General features: G+C 70.0%; 17 protein-coding genes. 9 read left to right on the forward strand and 8 right to left on the reverse strand.

All coding sequences use genetic code 11. From position 1 onward, the window contains the following. Window positions 1–71: 71 nt before the first annotated feature. The 7 genes from ACWD4B_RS00170 to ACWD4B_RS00200 all read right to left on the reverse strand — a co-directional run bounded on the left by ACWD4B_RS00170 (window position 72) and on the right by ACWD4B_RS00200 (window position 7,813). Entirely contained in the window at window positions 72–872 is an 801-nt protein-coding gene (locus tag ACWD4B_RS00170) for a class I SAM-dependent methyltransferase (RefSeq protein WP_451418592.1), read from the reverse strand. 19 nt (window positions 873–891) lie between these two features. Beyond that, window positions 892–2,217: a tryptophan 7-halogenase gene (locus ACWD4B_RS00175; protein ID WP_451418593.1), complete on the reverse strand. Its 1,326-nt coding sequence runs from the start codon at window positions 2,215–2,217 to the stop codon at window positions 892–894. A gap of 86 nt (window positions 2,218–2,303) precedes the next feature. Beyond that, window positions 2,304–3,515, reverse strand: a complete 1,212-nt coding sequence (locus tag ACWD4B_RS00180) for a MalY/PatB family protein (RefSeq protein ID WP_451418594.1) — start codon at window positions 3,513–3,515, stop codon at window positions 2,304–2,306. Beyond that, a complete protein-coding gene (locus ACWD4B_RS00185; protein ID WP_451418595.1) occupies window positions 3,512–4,258 on the reverse strand; it encodes a ferredoxin--NADP reductase in 747 nt (248 codons plus the stop codon). Before ACWD4B_RS00185 ends, ACWD4B_RS00180 begins: the two co-directional genes overlap by 4 nt. Then, on the reverse strand, window positions 4,255–5,571 hold the full coding sequence (locus ACWD4B_RS00190; protein WP_451418596.1) for a cation:proton antiporter: 1,317 nt from the start codon (window positions 5,569–5,571) through the stop codon (window positions 4,255–4,257). The genes ACWD4B_RS00185 and ACWD4B_RS00190 overlap by 4 nt, the downstream gene beginning before the upstream one ends. Before the next feature lie 71 nt (window positions 5,572–5,642). Further along, on the reverse strand, window positions 5,643–6,584 hold the full coding sequence (locus ACWD4B_RS00195) for a phytanoyl-CoA dioxygenase family protein (RefSeq protein ID WP_451418597.1): 942 nt from the start codon (window positions 6,582–6,584) through the stop codon (window positions 5,643–5,645). Between the two features lie 218 nt (window positions 6,585–6,802). Next, window positions 6,803–7,813 carry a LuxR C-terminal-related transcriptional regulator gene (locus ACWD4B_RS00200; protein ID WP_451418598.1) on the reverse strand — a complete coding sequence of 337 codons (1,011 nt, stop codon included), beginning with the start codon at window positions 7,811–7,813 and terminating at the stop codon, window positions 6,803–6,805. A 258-nt stretch (window positions 7,814–8,071) separates the two neighbouring features. Between ACWD4B_RS00200 and ACWD4B_RS00205 the strand changes: the two genes are divergently transcribed. The 9 genes from ACWD4B_RS00205 (at window position 8,072) to ACWD4B_RS00245 (ending at window position 15,960) form a co-directional block, all read left to right on the forward strand. Next, window positions 8,072–8,347: a hypothetical protein gene (locus ACWD4B_RS00205; RefSeq protein ID WP_451418599.1), complete on the forward strand. Its 276-nt coding sequence runs from the start codon at window positions 8,072–8,074 to the stop codon at window positions 8,345–8,347. A gap of 115 nt (window positions 8,348–8,462) precedes the next feature. Continuing rightward, a complete protein-coding gene (locus ACWD4B_RS00210) occupies window positions 8,463–8,648 on the forward strand; it encodes a hypothetical protein (RefSeq protein ID WP_451418600.1) in 186 nt (61 codons plus the stop codon). Between the two features lie 41 nt (window positions 8,649–8,689). Continuing rightward, window positions 8,690–9,667, forward strand: coding sequence for a 2OG-Fe dioxygenase family protein (locus ACWD4B_RS00215; protein ID WP_451418601.1), 978 nt, complete (start codon window positions 8,690–8,692; stop codon window positions 9,665–9,667). Next, window positions 9,664–10,602: a fatty acid desaturase family protein gene (locus tag ACWD4B_RS00220; protein WP_451418602.1), complete on the forward strand. Its 939-nt coding sequence runs from the start codon at window positions 9,664–9,666 to the stop codon at window positions 10,600–10,602. The genes ACWD4B_RS00215 and ACWD4B_RS00220 overlap by 4 nt, the downstream gene beginning before the upstream one ends. Beyond that, a complete protein-coding gene (locus tag ACWD4B_RS00225; protein WP_451418603.1) occupies window positions 10,599–11,033 on the forward strand; it encodes a GFA family protein in 435 nt (144 codons plus the stop codon). Before ACWD4B_RS00220 ends, ACWD4B_RS00225 begins: the two co-directional genes overlap by 4 nt. Window positions 11,034–11,092: 59 nt before the next feature. Next, on the forward strand, window positions 11,093–12,136 hold the full coding sequence (locus tag ACWD4B_RS00230; RefSeq protein WP_451418604.1) for a radical SAM protein: 1,044 nt from the start codon (window positions 11,093–11,095) through the stop codon (window positions 12,134–12,136). Next, entirely contained in the window at window positions 12,133–13,443 is a 1,311-nt protein-coding gene (locus ACWD4B_RS00235) for a hypothetical protein (protein ID WP_451418605.1), read from the forward strand. Before ACWD4B_RS00230 ends, ACWD4B_RS00235 begins: the two co-directional genes overlap by 4 nt. Window positions 13,444–13,447: 4 nt before the next feature. Further along, entirely contained in the window at window positions 13,448–14,761 is a 1,314-nt protein-coding gene (locus ACWD4B_RS00240; RefSeq protein WP_451418606.1) for a preATP grasp domain-containing protein, read from the forward strand. Beyond that, window positions 14,761–15,960 (forward strand): MFS transporter, encoded by a 1,200-nt coding sequence (locus ACWD4B_RS00245; RefSeq protein WP_451418607.1) that lies wholly within the window; start codon window positions 14,761–14,763, stop codon window positions 15,958–15,960. The genes ACWD4B_RS00240 and ACWD4B_RS00245 overlap by 1 nt, the downstream gene beginning before the upstream one ends. 95 nt (window positions 15,961–16,055) lie before the next feature. Here the strand turns inward: ACWD4B_RS00245 and thrS are convergent, their stop codons facing one another. Further along, window positions 16,056–18,116 (reverse strand): threonine--tRNA ligase, encoded by a 2,061-nt coding sequence (gene thrS / locus ACWD4B_RS00250; protein WP_451418608.1) that lies wholly within the window; start codon window positions 18,114–18,116, stop codon window positions 16,056–16,058. Window positions 18,117–18,213: the final 97 nt, after the last annotated feature.

An 18,213-nucleotide genomic window follows, 5' to 3' on the forward strand; every position in this document is an offset into this window, starting at 1 on the left:
CGAAGCGCCAAGTCCGGGCAAACGCCCGGGGAGTCCCCGTCCGGATCGACCCGATTCGCCCGTCGCGCCCGTCACGTCCGTCTGGCGACCGCCAGGCAGTGGCTGCTGGCGCCCGCCGCCCGCGAGCCGGTCCCGAGGTGGTACGCGCGGTAGTCCCGGTAGGCGTCCTCGTCGAGGTCCTCCAGGACGCGGGGGAAGAAGCCGCTCGGCCCGTCCGTGCCCGCGTGCTCGACGGTCTCGAAGCCGCACGCCTGCAGGTCCGCGTCGACCGACTCCCGCGTGGAGAAGTGGGCCACGTTGAAGAAGTCGTCCGGGTAGTCGGTGCGGAGATCGTCGGGCTGTGCCAGGGAGGCGTACTGCTCCGCGGCGAGGGCCCGGCCCGTCGCGAGCAGGTAGTTCACGGCGAGGGGGCGGTTGATGTACGAGACCGCCACGATGCCGCCGGCCCGCACCACCCGCCGGCACTCGTCCAGCGCGCGCCGGCGGAGCTCCTGCGTGCGCAGGTGGTAGTAGGGGCCGAGGCAGAGGACCGCCCCGAACTCCCCGTCGCCGAACTGTCCGAGGCGCGTGGCGTCGGCCTGCCGGACGTCGACCGCCGCCTGCAGGCCCTCCGCGTCGGCCCGGGCCCGCATGGCCTCGACGTTGGCGGCGACCAGGTCGGTCGCCGTGACCCGGTGGCCGCGGCGGGCGTAGTGCAGGGAGTACGCCCCGTGCCCGGCCCCGAGTTCGAGGAGGGCGGAGCCCGGCGGGAGGTGTCCGCCGAGCACGTGCAGCGAGGTGTCGAACTCCAGCCTCCGGACCCGTGACTTCGTCAGCCTCGGGCCCTCGCTGAAGGTCTCGTAGTGCCGTGCGACAAGCGTGTCGTCGGTCATGACGGAGGTCCCCCGGCCCCTAGCGGATTCCGCCGTCGCGCCACGGCGCCCGCAGTCCGAGCAGGACCGCGAGGTGGCCGTCGTAGCCGAACATGCTCGACGGCTTGCCGTCGGGGCCCGTCAGCAGCGCCGGTCCGTGCTCCTGGTACTGCGCGACGTACTCCTCCAGGCCGCCCAGCGGGGTGTCCCGGACCGCCATCTCCCAGAACGGCGTCTGCAGACGGGTGTTGAACTTGTAGTGGAGGGCGAGGAAGTCCCTGATGTCCTCCCACTGCGTGTTGACGGACCGGTTGTACTCCTCGGCGAGCTTCGCGTCGGTCAGGCCGCCGGCCGCGAGGGCCTTGGCGAGCCGCTGGGCGTGCATGCAGATGACCTGGATGTTCGTCGCCTCCAACGGCTCGACGAATCCGCAGGCGTTGCCGATGGCTGCCACGTTCTTCACCCAGGGGCGGCGGATGCGCCGGGCCGCGAAGGGCACCACGCGCACGGCGGACGGGTCGATCTTCGGGTTCTTCCGGACGAGTTCCTCCGCGGCCTGGTCGTCGCTGAGGTACGCGCTGCTGAAGACGTAGCCCCGGTTGATGGTGTGCTCGTGGTCGATCCGCCAGCACCAGCCCGCATCCATGGTGTCCATGGTGGTGTACGGCCTGACCGGCTCGCCGTTCCGCGCCCAGCCGCCGACGACCGCCCGGTCACAGAAGAGGTGGTCGCGCATGCTGACGAACGGCTCCCCCAGCCCCTGGTTGATCAGCTCGGCGCGGAAGCCGGAGGCGTCGACGAAGAAGTCCGCCGTGTGCCGCTCGCCCGACTCGAGGAGGACGCTCTCCACGCCTCGTTCGCCAATGTCCGCGGTCACCACCTTCGCATCGACCAACTGACCTCCCAGACCGGCGAAGTGGCGCTCCAGGTAGGCCACGAAGGGCTGGTTCTCGATGTGGTAGCCGACGCTCCTGGCCGGTGCCCCGCCGGGGGCCGCGCCGGCCACCATGGGGCCCGTGTGGTCGTCGAGGTGGTAGTAGCCCCACGGCTTCTGCGCGGTGGGCAGGATCTGGTTGTCGAACTGCTCGTTGAAGGGGTAGTCGAAGTACGGGCGCGGGCCCCACAGGAAGCGCACGCCGAGCTTCCACACGGGGTTCACCTCCCGGTAGAAGTCCTCCTTGGGGATGCCCAGCACGCCGTGCAGGTAGTTGGGCGTGTCCGCGAACGTGCCCTCGCCGACCATGATGGTGCCCATCGCGGTGGAGCGGATGACGGTCACGTTCACGTCCGGGCAGGTGCGGATCAGGGTGATGCCCGCGATCAGGCCTGCCGTGCCGCCGCCGATGACGGTGATGTCACGCTTCATTGCTCTGTCCGAGCCTTTCTCTGCAAGGTCGTACGCATGGTTGAGCGCATGGTTGTGCGCTGAAGTCTCTGAAGAAGTTGGTGTGTTCAGGCCGCTGCTGCGGCCAGCTGCCGCACGATGCGGGTAAGGATCTCCGGGGTGGTGGCGAAGTTGACCCGGACGAAACCGCGGCCCGGTGCACCGCAGGTGCCGCCGTCGACCGTGGTCACCCCCGCCGCCGCGGCGAAGTGCGCGGCCGGGTCGGGCCCCGGCAGGTCCAGGTCCCGGCAGTCCAGCCAGCCCAGGTAGGTCCCCTCGGGCGGGGTCCAGCGCACCTGCGGGAGGTGTTCGGCCAGCAGCTCGCCCAGCAGGTGCCGGTTGCGGTCGAGCCGGGCGAGCACCGCGTCGAGCCAGGGCCGGCCGGCCCGGTACGCGGCCGTTCCGGCCACCGCACCGAGAGTCGACGTGCCGTCGGTGGCCAGCCGCCCGAGCCGCTCCCACCGGTCGCGGTCGGCATCGTTGCCGAGCACCATCTGAGCGCACTTGAGCCCGGCGAGGTTCCACGCCTTGGACGCGGAGGTGGCTGTGACGGTGTGCTGCGCGGCAGCCGGTGACGTGGCGGCGTAGGGCACATGACGGTGGCCGCCGTACACCAGCGGAGCGTGCACCTCGTCGGCGAAGACACGTCCGCCGTGTCGCTCAACCACCTCACTGATCGCTTGAAGTTCGCCTGTTTCCATCACCCGGCCGGTCGGATTGTGCGGGTTGCAGAGCACCAGCAGGTGCCCCCCGACGGTGTACGCACGGTCCAGCGCGTCCAGGTCGAGGACGTACCGGCCTGCCGAGCGGACCATCTCGACCGGGATGACCTCCCGGCCGAGCAGTCCGGGCACCGTCAGGAACGGTGTGAACGCCGGGACGGGCACGATCACGGGCGAGCCGGGGCGGGAGAAGTGCTCGATCGCCACATGGAAGGCGCGGACGACATCGGGCAGCAGGCGGACGTCGGCCGGTGCCACGTCCCATCCGTAACTGTCGCGCTGCCAGGCCGCGCAGGCCTCGGCCAGCCCGTCCGCCAGGGCCTGCGGCAGATACCCGAGGGCACCCTTGCCGAGCGCCTCGGCCAGCGCCGCGGTGACCGGCGGGGCGGTGCCGTAGTCCATCTCGGCGGCGCAGGCCCCGAGCAGGTCCGGCCCGGACACCGTCCACTTGAGGTGTCCGGCCGCGCGCAGGGACTCCGCCGTGATGCCGTCCAGGTCAAGGTCGAGGCCGAGCTCAAGGTCGGGCAACGGCCGTACTGGTGCAGCGGATCCGGTCATGCGGCGGCACCTCGTGACGTGCAGGGCGGACGGCCGGACGACTCGGTCCTGATGGAGCTCTCCGGGCGGCCTGCGGCCCTGAGCGCGTCGGTCACCATGGCCGTGTAGCCGGCCGGTCCGCACACGTACGACGTCGGCGCGTGCAGCGTGCCGGCCAGGTCCCGGACGGTGGCGGCGTCGAGCCGCCCGTGTGCTCCGGTCACCTGCAGGTCGAGCCGCAGGCGTCCGGGGTGACGGCGCTCCAGGTTCTCGATCGCGCCGAGGAACGGGGCGGTGTCGCGGCTGCGCACCGAGTAATGGAGACGGACGGTCCTGCGGGACGCGGCCAGGGCGTACTTGAGCAGCGAGTAGACGGGGGTGATGCCGACGCCGGCCGCGAAGAGCAGCAGGTCGTCTCCGCTGTCGTCGAGGGTGAAGCTGCCGGACGGTGGGAGGACTTCCAGGGTCATGCCGGGTTCGGCGGTCTCGTAGAGCCAGTTCGAACCGGTGCCCCCGGCAGTGCGCTTGACCGTGACCGCCAGGCGGGGGTCCGAGACGGGGCAGGAGGAGATGGAGTAGCTGCGCAGGACGGGCCGGTCGGCCGAAACGGGAAGGCGCAGGGTGAGGAACTGTCCTGCCCGGTAGGCGAGTTTGCGGGATGCGGGGCCCGTCACCGGTGCGAGGACGAAGGTCTTGACCCCGTGTCCCTCGGGGACGATGCGGTCGATGCAGACCGGGACGAGGGGGTCGTGCGCGCCGGTCATGCGGCCTTCTCCAGCAGCAGCGAGGGCTCCGCCCCGTCCCGCCGTCCGCCCTGCCGGGCCTGCCGGGCCGCCTCTTCGCGTTCGGGCGTGAAGTGGATCCGGTAGAGCGGCATGGCCAGTGCGGTGGTCGCGATGGCGATGAGCACGAGGACGGAGAAGAGCTGCTTCTCGATCACTCCCATCGCCAGGCCGATGTTGATGAAGATCAGGATCATCAGGCCCCGGGCGTTCATCAGTCCGCCCATCGCGACCGACTCGCCCCAGCCCCAGCGGAAGGACCTCAGGACGATCAGGGACGCCAGGGACTTCGAGACGAAGGCCGCCGCGAACAGAACGGCCAGTGCCCACAGGTAACTTGCGTGGAGCGCGCCGGACAGGTCGGTGTTGAGACCGGAGAAGGCGAAGAACACCGGCAGGAAGAGGCAGCGGACCACCTGCAGCAGGCGCGCGTTCAGCAGCTCGGAGAAGCCCGGTACGCGGGGCAGTGCCATGCCGCAGATGAAGCCGCCGAAGACCGAGTAGATCCCGATGTAGTCGGTGAACCAGCCGGCCGCCAGCACCAGGGCGAGCAGGGCCACGAACAACCCGTCGCCGATCCGGCCCGTGCGCACCGCCTCCTGCATGGGTGCGCGGAAGACCTTCGGCAGGACGGTGAAGGCCGCCCCTGCGAACAGCACGGCCGGCACGACGGTGCGCCATGCAGCCGTCCAGTCCCCGTGCAGGTGGAGCGCACTCACCAGGGCGAGGATGCACCAGGCCGCGGCGTCGTCGATCGCGGCCGCCCGCACGGCGATGCCGCCGAACCGGGTGTGAATCATGTCCCGTTCCTGGAGCACCCTGGCCAGCATCGGGAACGCGGTCAGGGACAGGGCGCCGCCGACGAAGAGGACGAACAGCGGCAGGCCGACACCGGACGGGCGGTAGGAGTCCGCCAGCCAGTAGGCCGCCGCGCCTCCGGCGAGCAGCGGTACGAGCACGCCGGAGACCGAGAGCACCACCGGGAGCAGGGCGTCCTTGCGGGATTCCGCGTGGTGTTCGTGCTCCAGGCCGATCAGGAACATGTACAGGCTGAGCCCGAACATGGCGATCACGTAGAGCGTGGGTTTGGTCGCCGCGGAGAAGACGTATCCGCTGAAGCCGGGTGCCAGCGCCCCGAGCAGGGTGGGCCCGAGCAGGATGCCGGAGACCATTTCGCCGACGACGGCGGGCTGGCCGATCCTGAGGGCGATGCGCCCGCAGACCTGTGCGGCCAGCACGATGACGCACAGGGCCGCGGTCACGGCGAGGAGTAGGTGCATTTTCGGGTCATGCATCGGTCAGCCGACCTCCGGCCTCTCACTGATGTGGTGCGTTGCGGACGTCTTTCGTCACGGGGACGGGCGGGTCACCGGCTGACGGTGCCTTCCTCCAGGCGGCGCACCATGCGGTGGGTTGTCTGCAGCGGCGTCTCGCCGACGGCCGGCTCGGAGAAGTCACCCTGTGCGTTGATCCCGGCGATGCGGGCGTTCCACTCCTCGTGGCCGCGGAACGGGATGGTCTCCTCCGGCGAGTACGCCGGGTACTTGCGGTACTGGTTGGCCGCTGCGCCGGGCGTGCCGCGCACCAGGATCGGGTCCAGGTAGAGGCCGTCGTTCGCCACGAGGGTGGACGTCGCGATGTAGCCGATGTCCAGCCCGCAGCGACGCTTCCCGGAGGTGTTGGCCTCGGAGCAGTGCAGGATGTTCGGGTGGTGGATGGACACGTCGCCGGGGTTGAGCTCGATGTCGACGATGCCGGCCCGCTCGGTCCATTCGCGGACGAGTTCCTCGCGGGTCTCGGAGTAGAGCATGTTGGCGACGTCGGTGCGCACCGTCGGGGCGTGGATCGGGAGCCGGTGGCTGCCGGGCACGATCCGGAGACAGCCGTTCTCCGTCGTGGACTCGTCGATCGCGGCCCAGACGGTCAGCGCCTCCATCGGCTTCAGCTTCCAGTAGGCGCCGTCCTGGTGCCACAGCACCGGGCGGCCGTCCCGCGGCGGCTTGCACACGTAGTGCGAGGTGAAACAGGCCAGGTCGGGGCCGAGGACCGCTTCCGCGATGTCCACGAGGCGCTCGTCGGTGACCAGGCGCACCCAGAAGGCGTCGTTGCGCATCAGGGGGTGGTGGTACTCCTCCGGGCGGAGATGGGGGTACCGGCGCCCGAGCCACTCGACGTGGTCGCGGGCCTCCGCGATCAGCTCGGGGTCGAGGACGTTGCGGAGGATCGCGAAGCCGTTCTTCTCGTACTCGTCGAGTGCTGCGGCAAGGTCGGAGGAGAACTTCTCGAGGACTGCGGTGGTGTCGGACATGGTGGCCAACTCCTGGAGCTGCGCTGCGGAATGGGGTGGCCGGTTCCGGTCGGGCAGTGGGTGTGTTCAGCGCCCTGCGGTGCCGGTGATCAGCACTTTTCCGCACGCCCGGCAGGTTGTCAGCGCTCCTGGGGTGGCCTGATCCGGCGGTGGCATAAGCAGTCCACGCCGGGCCCGCGCCCCGTTGCGGGGCGCGGGCACCCCCTGAGGTGCAGTGCTCAGGCGGACATGACGTCGTCGGCCGTGATCCAGCCACGCAGGGCCGCGCTGGTGCCGGCCTGGAAGCGGCTGCGCGCGTCGAGCTTCTCCATCAGGTCCGCCGCGATGCGCCGCGTGGTGCGCGCGGAGACGCCGATGCGCTTGGCGATCATCTCGTCGGTGTGCCCCTTGGCGAGCAGTCGCAGGACCTCGGCCTCGGAGGCGGTCAGGCCGCGGTCGTCGCGCTCCTTGGCGCTCTTGCAGTCGAGCGGTGCCGCGCGTTCCCAGACGGACTCGAAGAGGCCGCACAGGGCCGTGAGGATGCCGCCGCCGCTCACGACGAAGGCCCCGGCGGCGCTGTCCTCGCTGTCGACGGGGACGACGGCGGTGGCGCGGTCCACGATCAGCATCCGGACCGGCAGCGAGGGGACGGTGCGGACCTGGCCGCCCAGTTCCGCGAGCCAGTTGGCGTAGGCGACGGTGGGCGGGTTGTTCCGGAGGCTGTCCAGGTAGAGGGTGCGCATGCGGACGCCGCGGCCGAGGAGTTCGGCGTCCTGCGGTTTGGCGGCCTCCATGTTCTCCGTCGTCTGCGCGCCGTCGGGGGCGAAGGCCATGACCTCCTCGCGCACGTCCGAGCACAACAGCCTTATGCGGTCGCGTATTTCGTCGAGGTCGGAGAGCCGCTCCACATTCTCGTTGCCGCCGGCCGAATGCCGGGAGAATTGCGCGACGAGTTTCGCCGCCGCGTACCGGGCGTCGTCCAACCGTTGCTGTGCCAAAGCGAGTTGGGCCTGCCGCTCCGCCAGGAGGAGCTTCACGCCTATTTCCGGGGCGACGACGTGGAGCCGGCCGGGGTCCGCGTGCGAGGGCCGGACCAGGGTGAGTTCACTGAGCCGGTCGAGCCGGGCGCGCAGCTCGGATTCGGCGAGGCCGGCGAGTTCCGCAATCCGGTCGAAACGCTCGCCGGGGTGGGCGAGCAGCGTCCGGTAAACGAGCTCGGTCGCCTCTTCCATTCCCAAGGTGTCCGGCATCCTGCCATCTCTTTCCGTCGCGCCGCGCAATTCTGCTCGTCGATATACCGGTATGGGCGGACCGAGAATACATGAAGCACTTGCCGACGGCGGGGAGTTGCATACCGGAGGGGCCGTTTCCGTCCTCGTCCGCAAACGGCCTGCCGCCCGGCATGGCATATGGTGCCGGATTCCCCGATGCTCCTGCCCATGCATCTCGTCCATGTATTCCTCGATACATCGCACGCGCCCGTTCCGGACGATTTCTCTGCCTTTGTCATGTCGTGCGCCCGCACGGACGAAGGGATCGAGCACGTCACCGTCCACGCGGACGAACGGCCGGTGGCCCTGGGTCTCTTCGTGGCGGCCCGCTCCCCCGACGACGCCCGGCGCGCCGCACGCGCCGTCGTGGAGCGCGCTGTCGGCCGGCACCCGGGGCTCGGAGGGGCGTCCCCGGTCTTCTGCCGGACGCCGTTCACGGCATCCGGCACGGGCCGGACGGCGGCCGGTGGACTGCTTATGCCACCGCCGGATCAGGCCAGCCCGGAGCGCTGACAACGCGCCTGCAGGTGCGGAAAAGTGCTGATCACCGGCACCGCAGGACGCCCCGCAGACCAACTGCCCGTCCGGAACCGGCCACCCCTTCCGTCGCACAGCATCAGGAGTCGTCATGTCTTTCGCCCGCCCCGCCAAGACCGTTGCCGCGATCTTCCTTCTCGCCTGCGGCGTCCAGCTGTCCCTCGGCTCCGCGGCCGCCCAGGCCGCCGAGCCGCGCACGACCGTGGCCGCTTCCGTCCCCGCCCCGCAGCCCGTCCCCGCCGGGCACGCCATCGCCTGTACCACCGGCTGGCAGTGACCGAGCCCGCCGCAGCGACCGAGCCGCAAAAAGGTTGACTAATGAACCTCTCCGAATTGAACGATCCCCCGCACGACGCCCTGTCCGAAATCCTGGACATCAGGGCGGACTACATCGCCGGCCGCTCGGTCTTCGTCACGGGCGACCGGATGGCCGGACTCCTCAAGGCCCTCGGCGCCACCCCGGAGGACCTGGAGAAGCTCAAGCGGGTCAGCGACGATCTGCGCGAGGATCCGACACTGCCCTTCCGGCGGTCGAAGAACGGCCGATTCTGTTTCGATTTCAAAGACCTGCGGGCCTTTCGGCTGGAGTTCCAGCCCTTCGCCCTGTCCGCGGAGGAGGACTTCGTCCGGCACGACTCCGGAAAGGCACGCGTCTTCCACGAAATCGGCGACGACCTCCAGCAGAACACGGCCCTGCAGGCCCTCTTCGTCTTCAAGTCACTGATGATCCACGGCGTGAGCACGGCCCGGCGGCCGAAGCTCGACTACGGCAGTGACAACTGGATCTGCACGCTGTTCAACCTGAGGACGATCACCACCCCCGATCTGGTGGGCGAGCCCGCGCTCGAGGGGGTCCACAGCGACGGCGTGGACCACACGATGACGACGTTCCTCGGCAGCGACAACATGACGGACGACAGCGCCGTGACGTTCCTCCACGACATGCAGGAGCGGAACGCCACCCGGTGGGACGAGACCGATCCCCGGCTCGTCCTGGGCAGGCGGCAGCACCGTGCCTTCCTCGACACCCTGCTCGTCGTCGACCACGAGCGGAAGCACAGCCTGTCCCCGGTCGCGGCCGCCGATCCCGGCAGGGCCGCCACCCGCGACATGCTGATCTTCTTCACCCGCAAACCGGCCCTTTCCGGGCACATTTCGCACCCCTACGACTCCCTGCGGCCCCACGAGGCCCTGCCCATGTCCGTCGACCTCCGGGTGATCCCCCAGGACGCCGGACCGGAGCGGGAACGGGAACTCGCCGCCTCCGGAACGGCCGACGGAGCCGTGGCACGATGAGCGAACCCCGTCAGGACCGCCGTCTCGACACCTCACTGCTGCGGCACCTGGCCAAGGCGAACCAGCGGCGCGTGGTCCTTCACGCCGCCGGCGTCCTCGCCGTCTACACCGTCGCCGTCGTGGTGGCGATGCAGGCGGGCCTCGGCGCCACGGCCGTGGTGGCCTCGATGGTGTCCGGTGTCGTCCTCGCCGGTTTCCTGAACGCCGCGCACGACTGCGTCCACCGCTCCCACCTGCGGTCGAAGAAGGCGAACCGCATCATGGGAGCGGTCTGGTCGACGCCCCTGCTGGTCAACTTCAGCGTCTACCGCTATCAGCACCTGGTCCACCACCGGTACACGGGCGTGGAGGGAGACACCGAACCCGACCGCACCTACCCCGGCCTGCACGCCTACCTCTACGCGCTGACCGGCATCTCCCTCTGGCGCCACACGTTCGCGACCATCGCACGCAACTGCCGGGGCGTATATCCGGCGAGCATCAACAACGGCCGGCGCCGCGCCGAGGCCGTCGCCGACAACCGCGCCCTGTGCGGCTGGCTGCTCGCCGCCCTTGCCCTGACCGTCGCCTTCCCGCGTGAACTCGCCTTCGCCTACTGGCTGCCGCTGTATTTCGCGGGACCGGCCATCATCTTCCTGGCCCTGCCGGAGCACTACGGGCTCTGGGGCTCGCCGGACATCGCACGCAACACCCGTACCGTGCGCTCGAATCCGGCGACGCGCTTCCTGCTCTGGAATGCGAACTACCACGCCGAGCACCACCGCTACCCGGCCGTCGCCACCCTGAATCTCCACCGCCTGCACCGGGCCATGCCGGAGCCCCACCCCATTCAGGAGAGCTCCTACCTCGGATTCCACGTCAAGCTGGCCCGGGAACTCGGCGCCAAGTCCCCGGCGGGGCACGGAGAACCGGAAACCCAAGGGAGTACCTCATGACCACCGAAGCATCGTCCGCTCCCGCCTCCGAACCCGTCGAGCACGTCCGGTACGACGGCCAATGCCACTGCGGCGGCGTGAAGTTCTCGGTCCTCGCGACCCGGCGGCTCACCGTCACCCTGTGCAACTGCGGAATCTGCTTCATGTCGGGGCACCAGGAGCTGATGATCCCGGAGGAGCGGTTCGAGCTCCACCAGGGCCAGCAGTACCTGAAGCCGTACCGCTTCGGCAATTGCATCGCGGACCACACGTTCTGCTCGGTCTGCGGGATCATGCCCTTCTACCGGCCCCGTTCGCACCCCACCGGCTACTTCAGCGTCAACGCCCGCTGCCTCGGCCTGGACGCCGCCGAGTCCGTCGAATACGTCGAATTCGACGGACAGAACTGGGAAGAGAGCATCGCCGCCGGGAAGCACGTGCTGACCGAGTGACCCTTCGCCGGCCGACGGACTTTCCCCACTTACCCGATTCAGAGGACCTACACGACGTCATGGAATCACCGAACTCTGCCGTTCCACAGGGCAATTGGCCGATCGAGCGGTTCGTCTGGGACCTGACCTACGCCTGCCCCCTGCGCTGTCTGCACTGCTTCACCGAGTCCGGCCGCCGCCCGGCCAGAATGCTCGGCCGCGACGACGCCCTGCGCGTGGCGGACGTGATCGCCGCGGCCCGGCCGCAGCGCATCTCGTTCGGCGGCGGGGAACCGCTGCTCGCCCCGTGGTGGGACGAGGCGGCGCGCCGGCTCGAATCCGCGGGCGTCCCCGTCACCGTCTTCACCAGCGGCTGGCTGATGAACGAGGGCATAGCAAAGCGGCTCGCCGACTCCGTGACCGGCGCAGCCGTCAGTGTGGACGGCGCGAATGCTGACGTCCACGACGTGATCCGCGGACGCGCCGGATCCTTCCGGAAGTCCATGGAATCGCTGGAGCACCTCAACCGCATCAAGCAGGAACGCAGGGCGCGGGGCGAGCGCTGCTTCCGGCTCGGCCTCGAATACACGGTGACGCGCAGCGGCTGGGACGGCACGGAGCGATTCGTCGAGGAGATGACGTCGCGCTTCCCGGAAATCGACTACGTGTCCTTCGGCGCGGTGATTCCCGAAGGCCTCGCCCAGGAGGAGGAGTTCGCGTCCCGCGAGCTTCTCTCGGACGAGCAGCTGGCCGCGCTCAGCGACATGGAACCGCGGCTGGCGTCCCGTGCCCGCAACGGCGCGCACGTCTCCGTGACGGACGCCCGCAGTTTCCTCCCCACGTCCCCGCTCTGCGCCCAGGGCGAGACGATCGCCCATATCGAGGCGGACGGCCAGTTCAGGGCGTCCACCAATTACGAGGCGAAGGTGGGCAACGTCCTGGAGGAGTCCCTCGACGTGCTGTGGGCCCGGGCGCTCGCCTGGCGCAGCGACCCGTTCGTGGCGGAACAGCGGAATTCCATCCGGAGCCTCGACGACTGGGCGCGCGTCACGCGTCTTCTCGACCGGCGTTACGGATCCGAGGAGGACAAGGCCCGGATCGCGCGGCGGGGTGCCGCGGCATGACCGGCGCCCCGACCCTGCAACGGCGCGGCCTGGGCGACGACATGGCCTCGGCCCGGGTCCTGCTCACCCAGCGCATCGCAGAGGCGCGCGACGTCATCGACGTCGTCCTGGCGAACCCTCCCGCCGCACCCTGCGCCCTCCCCGAACTCGCTTCTCCGGCGCCTTCCGCCGTGCGCGAGGAGTCCCTCGCGGAATACGCGGAATTCCTGCTGCGCACCCGCCTCGACCCGTTCAAGTCCGCGGTCTTCAACGGAGCGGACTCGGTCCGGCTCGCCGTGAGCGGCAAACGCCTGAAGAAGGTGTCGCGCCGGCTGCACGAGGCCCTGGAGGAGTTCACGGCCCGATCCGAACCCGTCGCCGGACTCGCCGCCGCACTGGCCGTCGAACACCCGGGCCACACGGACGTCACGTACGCGCAGGCGGCCGCCGCACTGCTGGTGCTCGGCGAATGGGACCGTACGCACCGGGCCCCCACGCCCGCAATGAAGCGGAGCGTCCTCGGCAGCATCGCCCGGGACGGAAAGCTGCGGCTCGCGCTCTTCGTCTGCCCGCCCGTCGACTTCTCCCGGCTCTCCGGCGACAGACCCGAACTGTACATCCGCGACCACATGCACGGAAGCGTGCTGAGCCGCCTGACCGACCGCCTGCACACCCTTTTCCGCGGCCTGGAAGGCGCCCAAATAGAGGTGGAACTCCGCACGTTCGTCGGCGACACCGACGAGGACGACTACCTCTGGCACGGAGTCACACCGCCCGCGCATCTCGACCGGCAGGCACTGGACGAGCGTCGCGAACAGCTCGTCGGCGCGGTGGCCCGTTATCTGTCGGAGGAGATCCCGGGCCCCGAAGGGCATCACCCGAGAGTGCTGCGGGCAGAGGCCGTACGCGTGGAACGCCTTTCCGCCGTCGTGCCGTCCGCCGCGGCCGAGGGGATCCGGGCCGCCGTGTCGGAAGCACCGCTGGATTTCTTCGACGCGCAGGACATCGAGGCCGAGATGGCCCTCATGAGGAGCCTCTGGCAGCCGGGTTCGTACTACGACGGCCTGGCCGAGCCCGACGACGAGACGCTGCGCGGGATCGTCGTGCACAAATTCGCGGCGTACGCCATGCAGGGCGCCGTCCTGCGCGACGCCGAGCCCGATCTCGTGCTCGTACAGACCGAACGGCCCCCGCTGCTGCGGACCAGGATGCTGGCGGCCGGGTGGCACACCACCGCGGAATCCGCCGGGTCTGGTGAACGCGCCGCGTCCGCCGAATCCGCGCTGCCGACGGTCGACTTCTTCGAGCCCACAGAAGACAGATGGTGAAGACATGCCCAAAATCGTTGTACTGAACGTGGGAACGGCGCACGCCCTGGGCGACCGTTCCTCCAGTACGCACCCGATCACGCGGTCCGGCTGGCGCCACGCGTGGTTCGCCGAAGAGGGCGACGTCATCGTCAGCCCGGTGGCCATCGACGGGGAATTCCTGCAGTACCTCGGCGACACCTTGGGATTCGACGGGCGCACCGTCTCCGTCCTCAGCCGCGACCGCATCGTCAGCGACGAACTCCTGCTGTCCGAGGACGTCATCGGGGAACTGCGGAAACATGTCGAGTCGTCCGGGGCGCCCGCATCCTGGACGATGATGCCGTGCTTCCACACGGAAGGCACCGCGGAACTCGCCTCCCTCCTCGGCCTCGCCTCCGGCACGGGCACCGGATTCGCGGCCCAGCGCGGCTCCGACTTCCTCAACCGGAAAACGCATTTCCGCCAACTGGCCGCCGGCATCGGCATTCCCCTCCCCCGGGGTTCCGTCGTCCGCTCGCCGCACGACCTGGCCAGGGCCGTCGAGAAGCACCTGCCGCACACCGGCACGGTGATCGTGAAGCAGGACGACGGCGCCGGCGGCCTCGGCAACCTCACGCTCACCACCGGCCCGGCGACGGCCCTGCCCGGGTCCCGCGAGACCCGGCACGTGGACGGGATCACCGAGGCCCTGGCCACCGAGGTGTGGGACGCACTGACGGACCGGTGGAGCCACGGCCTCGTCGTGGAGAGCTACCACGGCGCCTCGCACCAGTTCTACATCGAGTACGTCATCGGCGACGACGGCGTGCCCCGCTTCCTCGACAGCGGAACCATCCGGCTCCGCCCGGACAGCGACCCCGAAGCGGCCGAACTGGTCTGGGTCGGCCTGGACATACCTGCCGAACTCCCCCCGTTCCTCTCCGCACAGGCCCTGACCTTCTCGACGCGGCTGGCCACGCTGATCGCGCAGCTCGGCTACCGGGGCCACCTCAACATCGACGCCATCGCCACGGACACGGGCGACATCGTCTTCAACGAGGTGAACGCCCGGTGGGGCGGCGGTCTGGTCGCGCACGACATCTGCGCGCGACTGCTCGGCGAGCGCTACGCGGACGGCCATGTGGCGTCCACCGTGCGGGACGTACAGCCCGCCCCGCTGGACGACGTGCTGTGCATCCTGCGCGAGCACGGCCTGCACTTCGACCGCGCGACGCGGGAGGGCGTACTGGTCCTGGCATGCGACCCCCTGCTCGGCAACAGCATGGAGTGCCTCGTCGTCGGAGCGACGCGGGACCGCGTGCGGGAGATCGAGGCACAGCTGCGAGCCGCCCTCTGATGGCTTCTCCTCTGCGCCACAGCACCTTCCGCAGGCTGCTCCTGGGCCGCACCCTCTCGCTCGTCGGCGACGCGGTGGTGCCTGCCGCGCTTGCCCTGGCCCTGCTGCGGGCCACGGGGTCGGCGTCGGCGCTCGGCATCGTCCTGGCGTGCGCGATGGTGCCGCGACTCGTCCTGCTGCCGGTGGGCGGCGTCATGGCCGACCGCTTCAACGCCCGCACTGTCGCGGTCTGCACGGACCTCGTCCGCTGTGCGATGCAGCTCTTCACCGGCTTCCAGCTGCTGAGCGGACATCCGCACATCGTCCTCGTCGCCGCAGCCGAGATGCTGGGCGCGGCCGCCTCCGCGTTCGCCATGCCGGCGATGTCCCCCCTCGTCAGCGGAACGCTCCCGGCGGAGACCCGGCAGCGGGCCAACTCCCTGCTGGGCACGGCCAACAGTCTCGCCAAACTGGGCGGCCCCGCGGTCGCCGGGATGCTGATCTGGGCGGCCGGACCGGGCTGGGCGTTCTTGCTCGACGCGACGACCTTCGCCGCCAGCGCCGCACTGCTGGCCTCGGTCCGCGTGCCGCACGTCAAACCGCCGAAGCGCTCGTTCCGCGCGGACCTGGTCGAGGGCTGGGCGGAGGTGCGCAGCCGCGACTGGTACTGGTCCAGCCTGATCGTCCACGGGCTCTGGTGCTTCACCGCGAGCGTGTTCCTCGTCCTCGGCCCCGCCGTCGCGGTCCACTCGCTCGGCGGCGAGAAGACCTGGGTGGCCGTGCTCCAGAGCGGCTCCGTCGGGCTGCTCCTGGGCTCGCTGGCGGCGAGCCGCACACGGCTGCGCCGACCGGTACTTGCCGGAGACCTCGCCCTGACCCTGTACGCGCTGCCGCTGGGCCTGCTCGCCGTGCCGGCACCCGCGCCGGTGGTGATCGCGGCGTACGGAGTGGGAATGGCCGGACTCGGCTTCCTCGGCCCGGTGTGGGAGACCGTGGTGCAGAACAGCGTGCCCGAGCACGCGCTCGCCCGGGTCACCTCCTACGACTGGCTGATGTCCCTGGGCCCGACACCGCTGGGCTACGCCCTGGCCCCCGTCGCCGCCGACCTGTGGGGCCCGTCCGTCCCACTGGCGGCGTGCGCGGTACTGGTGACAGTGGCCTGCCTGGCCACGGCGGCGATGCCGGGGGTACGGGGGTTCATGGTGGACCGCGCCCCGTAACGCGCCCCGCAAGGGGCGCGGGGAACTGCGCGACCAGCCACAGACAACCCGCAGCCGAAAGCCGGCCCGGCGAGGGCCGGCCTTCGGCATGGGCGTCAGCCCTGAAGGGCAGGGAACGACTCAGCGGTCGGCGAAGCGTTCACCCGCCGCCCGACCCAGTCGGCAATGGTCTCCACGGCCTTCTCCACCGGCACCCCGTTCACCTGACTGCCGTCACGGAAACGGAAGGACACTGCCCCGGCCTCCACATCCTTGGCGCCCGCCAGCAGCATGAACGGCACCTTCTGGGTGGTGTGGTTGCGGATCTTCTTCTGCATGCGGTCGTCCGAGACGTCCAGTTCGGCGCGGATGCCCTTGAGCCGCAGCGCCTGCTCCACCTCGCGCAGGTGCGGGATGAAGTCGTCGGCGATCGGGATGCCGACGGCCTGGACCGGCGACAGCCACGCCGGGAAGGCGCCCGCGTAGTGCTCGGTGAGCACGCCGAAGAACCGCTCCAGCGAGCCGAACAGCACGCGGTGGATCATCACCGGCCGCTGCCGGGTGCCGTCGGCGGCGGAGTACTCCAGGTCGAAGGCCTTCGGCAGGTTGAAGTCCAGCTGGATCGTGGACATCTGCCAGGTGCGGCCGAGCGCGTCCCGCGCCTGTACGGAGATCTTCGGCCCGTAGAAGGCGGCGCCGCCCGGGTCGGGGACGAGCTCCAGGCCGGACTCCACGGCGGCCGTGCGCAGCGCCTCGGTGGCCTTCTCCCAGATCTCGTCCGAGCCGACGTACTTCTCGTCGTTGCGGGTCGACAGCTCCAGGTAGAAGTCGTCAAGGCCGAAGTCGCGCAGCAGGTCCAGGACGAAGGACAGCAGCGACTTCAGCTCGTCCTGCACCTGGTCGGCGGTGCAGAAGATGTGCGCGTCGTCCTGTGTGAGGCCGCGGACGCGGGTGAGGCCGTGGATCGTGCCGGACTTCTCGTAGCGGTAGACGGATCCGAACTCGAACATCCGCAGCGGCAGTTCGCGGTACGAGCGGCCGCGCGATCGGAAGATGAGGTCGTGGAAGGGGCAGTTCATCGGCTTCAGGTAGTAGTCCTGACCGGGCTTGCGTACCTCCCCGTCGCCGTCCAGCTCCGCGTCCAGGTGCATCGCCGGGTACATGCCGTCGCGGTACCAGTCGAGGTGTCCGGACGTCGAGAACAGGTTGGCCTTGGCGATGTGCGGCGAGTAGACGAAGTCGTAGCCGGCCGCGATGTGCCGGGCCCGCGAGTAGTTCTCCATCTCCTGCCGGACGATGCCGCCGCGCGGGTGGAACACCGCCAGGCCGGAGCCGATCTCGTCGGGGAAGGAGAACAGGTCGAGCTCGGCACCCAGCTTGCGGTGGTCGCGGCGCTCGGCCTCGGCGATCAGCTCCAGGTGGGCGTCCAGGGCCTCCTGGGACTCCCACGCGGTGCCGTAGACGCGCTGCAGCTGCTGGTTGTTCTGGTCGCCGCGCCAGTAGGCGGCGGCGGTGCGCATCAGCTTGAAGGCCGGGATGTGCTTGGTGGTCGGCGCGTGCGGGCCGCGGCACAGGTCGCCCCACACCCGCTCGCCGGTGCGCGGGTCCAGGTTGTCGTAGATCGTGAGCTCGCCGCCGCCGACCTCCATCACCTCGGAGGAGTCCACGTCGCTCTTGATGTCGACCAGTTCGAGCTTGAACGGCTCGTCCGCCAGCTCGGCCTTCGCCGCCTCGACCGACTCCACCACGCGGCGCGAGAAGCGCTGCGAGCCCTTGATGATCTGCTTCATGCGCTTCTCGAGCACCTGCAGGTCCTCGGGCGTGAACGGGCGCTCGACCTGGAAGTCGTAGTAGAAGCCGTCCTTGACCGGCGGGCCGATGCCCAGCTTGGCCTCCGGGAACTCCTGCTGCACGGCCTGCGCGAGCACGTGGGCGCAGGAGTGCCGGATGACCATGCGGCCGTCCGCACTGTCGGCGGTGACGAGTTCGACCTCGGCGTCGGCCTCGGGCGCCCAGGACAGGTCGCGCAACTGCCCCTGGGCGTCCCTCACGACGATGACGGCCTTCGGCCCCTTCGGCAGGATCCCCGCGTCGCGGAGCGCGGCACCGGCCGTAGTGCCGGCCGGCACCGTCGCGCTCGACGGAATCACGGACTGCTCGGCACCGGGTTGTGACACGGGATGCTCCTCAAACGGATATGACTGAACGTCCTGATGCTATGACGATCCGGTGCGGCGAAAGCGGGACTGTTACCTACTCCACTCACGTGATCCG

It is taken from the genome of Streptomyces sp. NPDC002536, assembly GCF_053594995.1.

Coding starts and splice junctions, on each gene's coding strand:
- ACWD4B_RS00170 (WP_451418592.1), bottom strand. CDS start 872: ATGACCGACGACACGCTTGTCGCACGGCACTACGAGACCTTCAGCGAG.
- ACWD4B_RS00175 (WP_451418593.1), bottom strand. CDS start 2,217: ATGAAGCGTGACATCACCGTCATCGGCGGCGGCACGGCAGGCCTGATC.
- ACWD4B_RS00180 (WP_451418594.1), bottom strand. CDS start 3,515: ATGACCGGATCCGCTGCACCAGTACGGCCGTTGCCCGACCTTGAGCTC.
- ACWD4B_RS00185 (WP_451418595.1), bottom strand. CDS start 4,258: ATGACCGGCGCGCACGACCCCCTCGTCCCGGTCTGCATCGACCGCATC.
- ACWD4B_RS00190 (WP_451418596.1), bottom strand. CDS start 5,571: ATGCATGACCCGAAAATGCACCTACTCCTCGCCGTGACCGCGGCCCTG.
- ACWD4B_RS00195 (WP_451418597.1), bottom strand. CDS start 6,584: ATGTCCGACACCACCGCAGTCCTCGAGAAGTTCTCCTCCGACCTTGCC.
- ACWD4B_RS00200 (WP_451418598.1), bottom strand. CDS start 7,813: ATGCCGGACACCTTGGGAATGGAAGAGGCGACCGAGCTCGTTTACCGG.
- ACWD4B_RS00205 (WP_451418599.1), top strand. CDS start 8,072: ATGTCGTGCGCCCGCACGGACGAAGGGATCGAGCACGTCACCGTCCAC.
- ACWD4B_RS00210 (WP_451418600.1), top strand. CDS start 8,463: ATGTCTTTCGCCCGCCCCGCCAAGACCGTTGCCGCGATCTTCCTTCTC.
- ACWD4B_RS00215 (WP_451418601.1), top strand. CDS start 8,690: ATGAACCTCTCCGAATTGAACGATCCCCCGCACGACGCCCTGTCCGAA.
- ACWD4B_RS00220 (WP_451418602.1), top strand. CDS start 9,664: ATGAGCGAACCCCGTCAGGACCGCCGTCTCGACACCTCACTGCTGCGG.
- ACWD4B_RS00225 (WP_451418603.1), top strand. CDS start 10,599: ATGACCACCGAAGCATCGTCCGCTCCCGCCTCCGAACCCGTCGAGCAC.
- ACWD4B_RS00230 (WP_451418604.1), top strand. CDS start 11,093: ATGGAATCACCGAACTCTGCCGTTCCACAGGGCAATTGGCCGATCGAG.
- ACWD4B_RS00235 (WP_451418605.1), top strand. CDS start 12,133: ATGACCGGCGCCCCGACCCTGCAACGGCGCGGCCTGGGCGACGACATG.
- ACWD4B_RS00240 (WP_451418606.1), top strand. CDS start 13,448: ATGCCCAAAATCGTTGTACTGAACGTGGGAACGGCGCACGCCCTGGGC.
- ACWD4B_RS00245 (WP_451418607.1), top strand. CDS start 14,761: ATGGCTTCTCCTCTGCGCCACAGCACCTTCCGCAGGCTGCTCCTGGGC.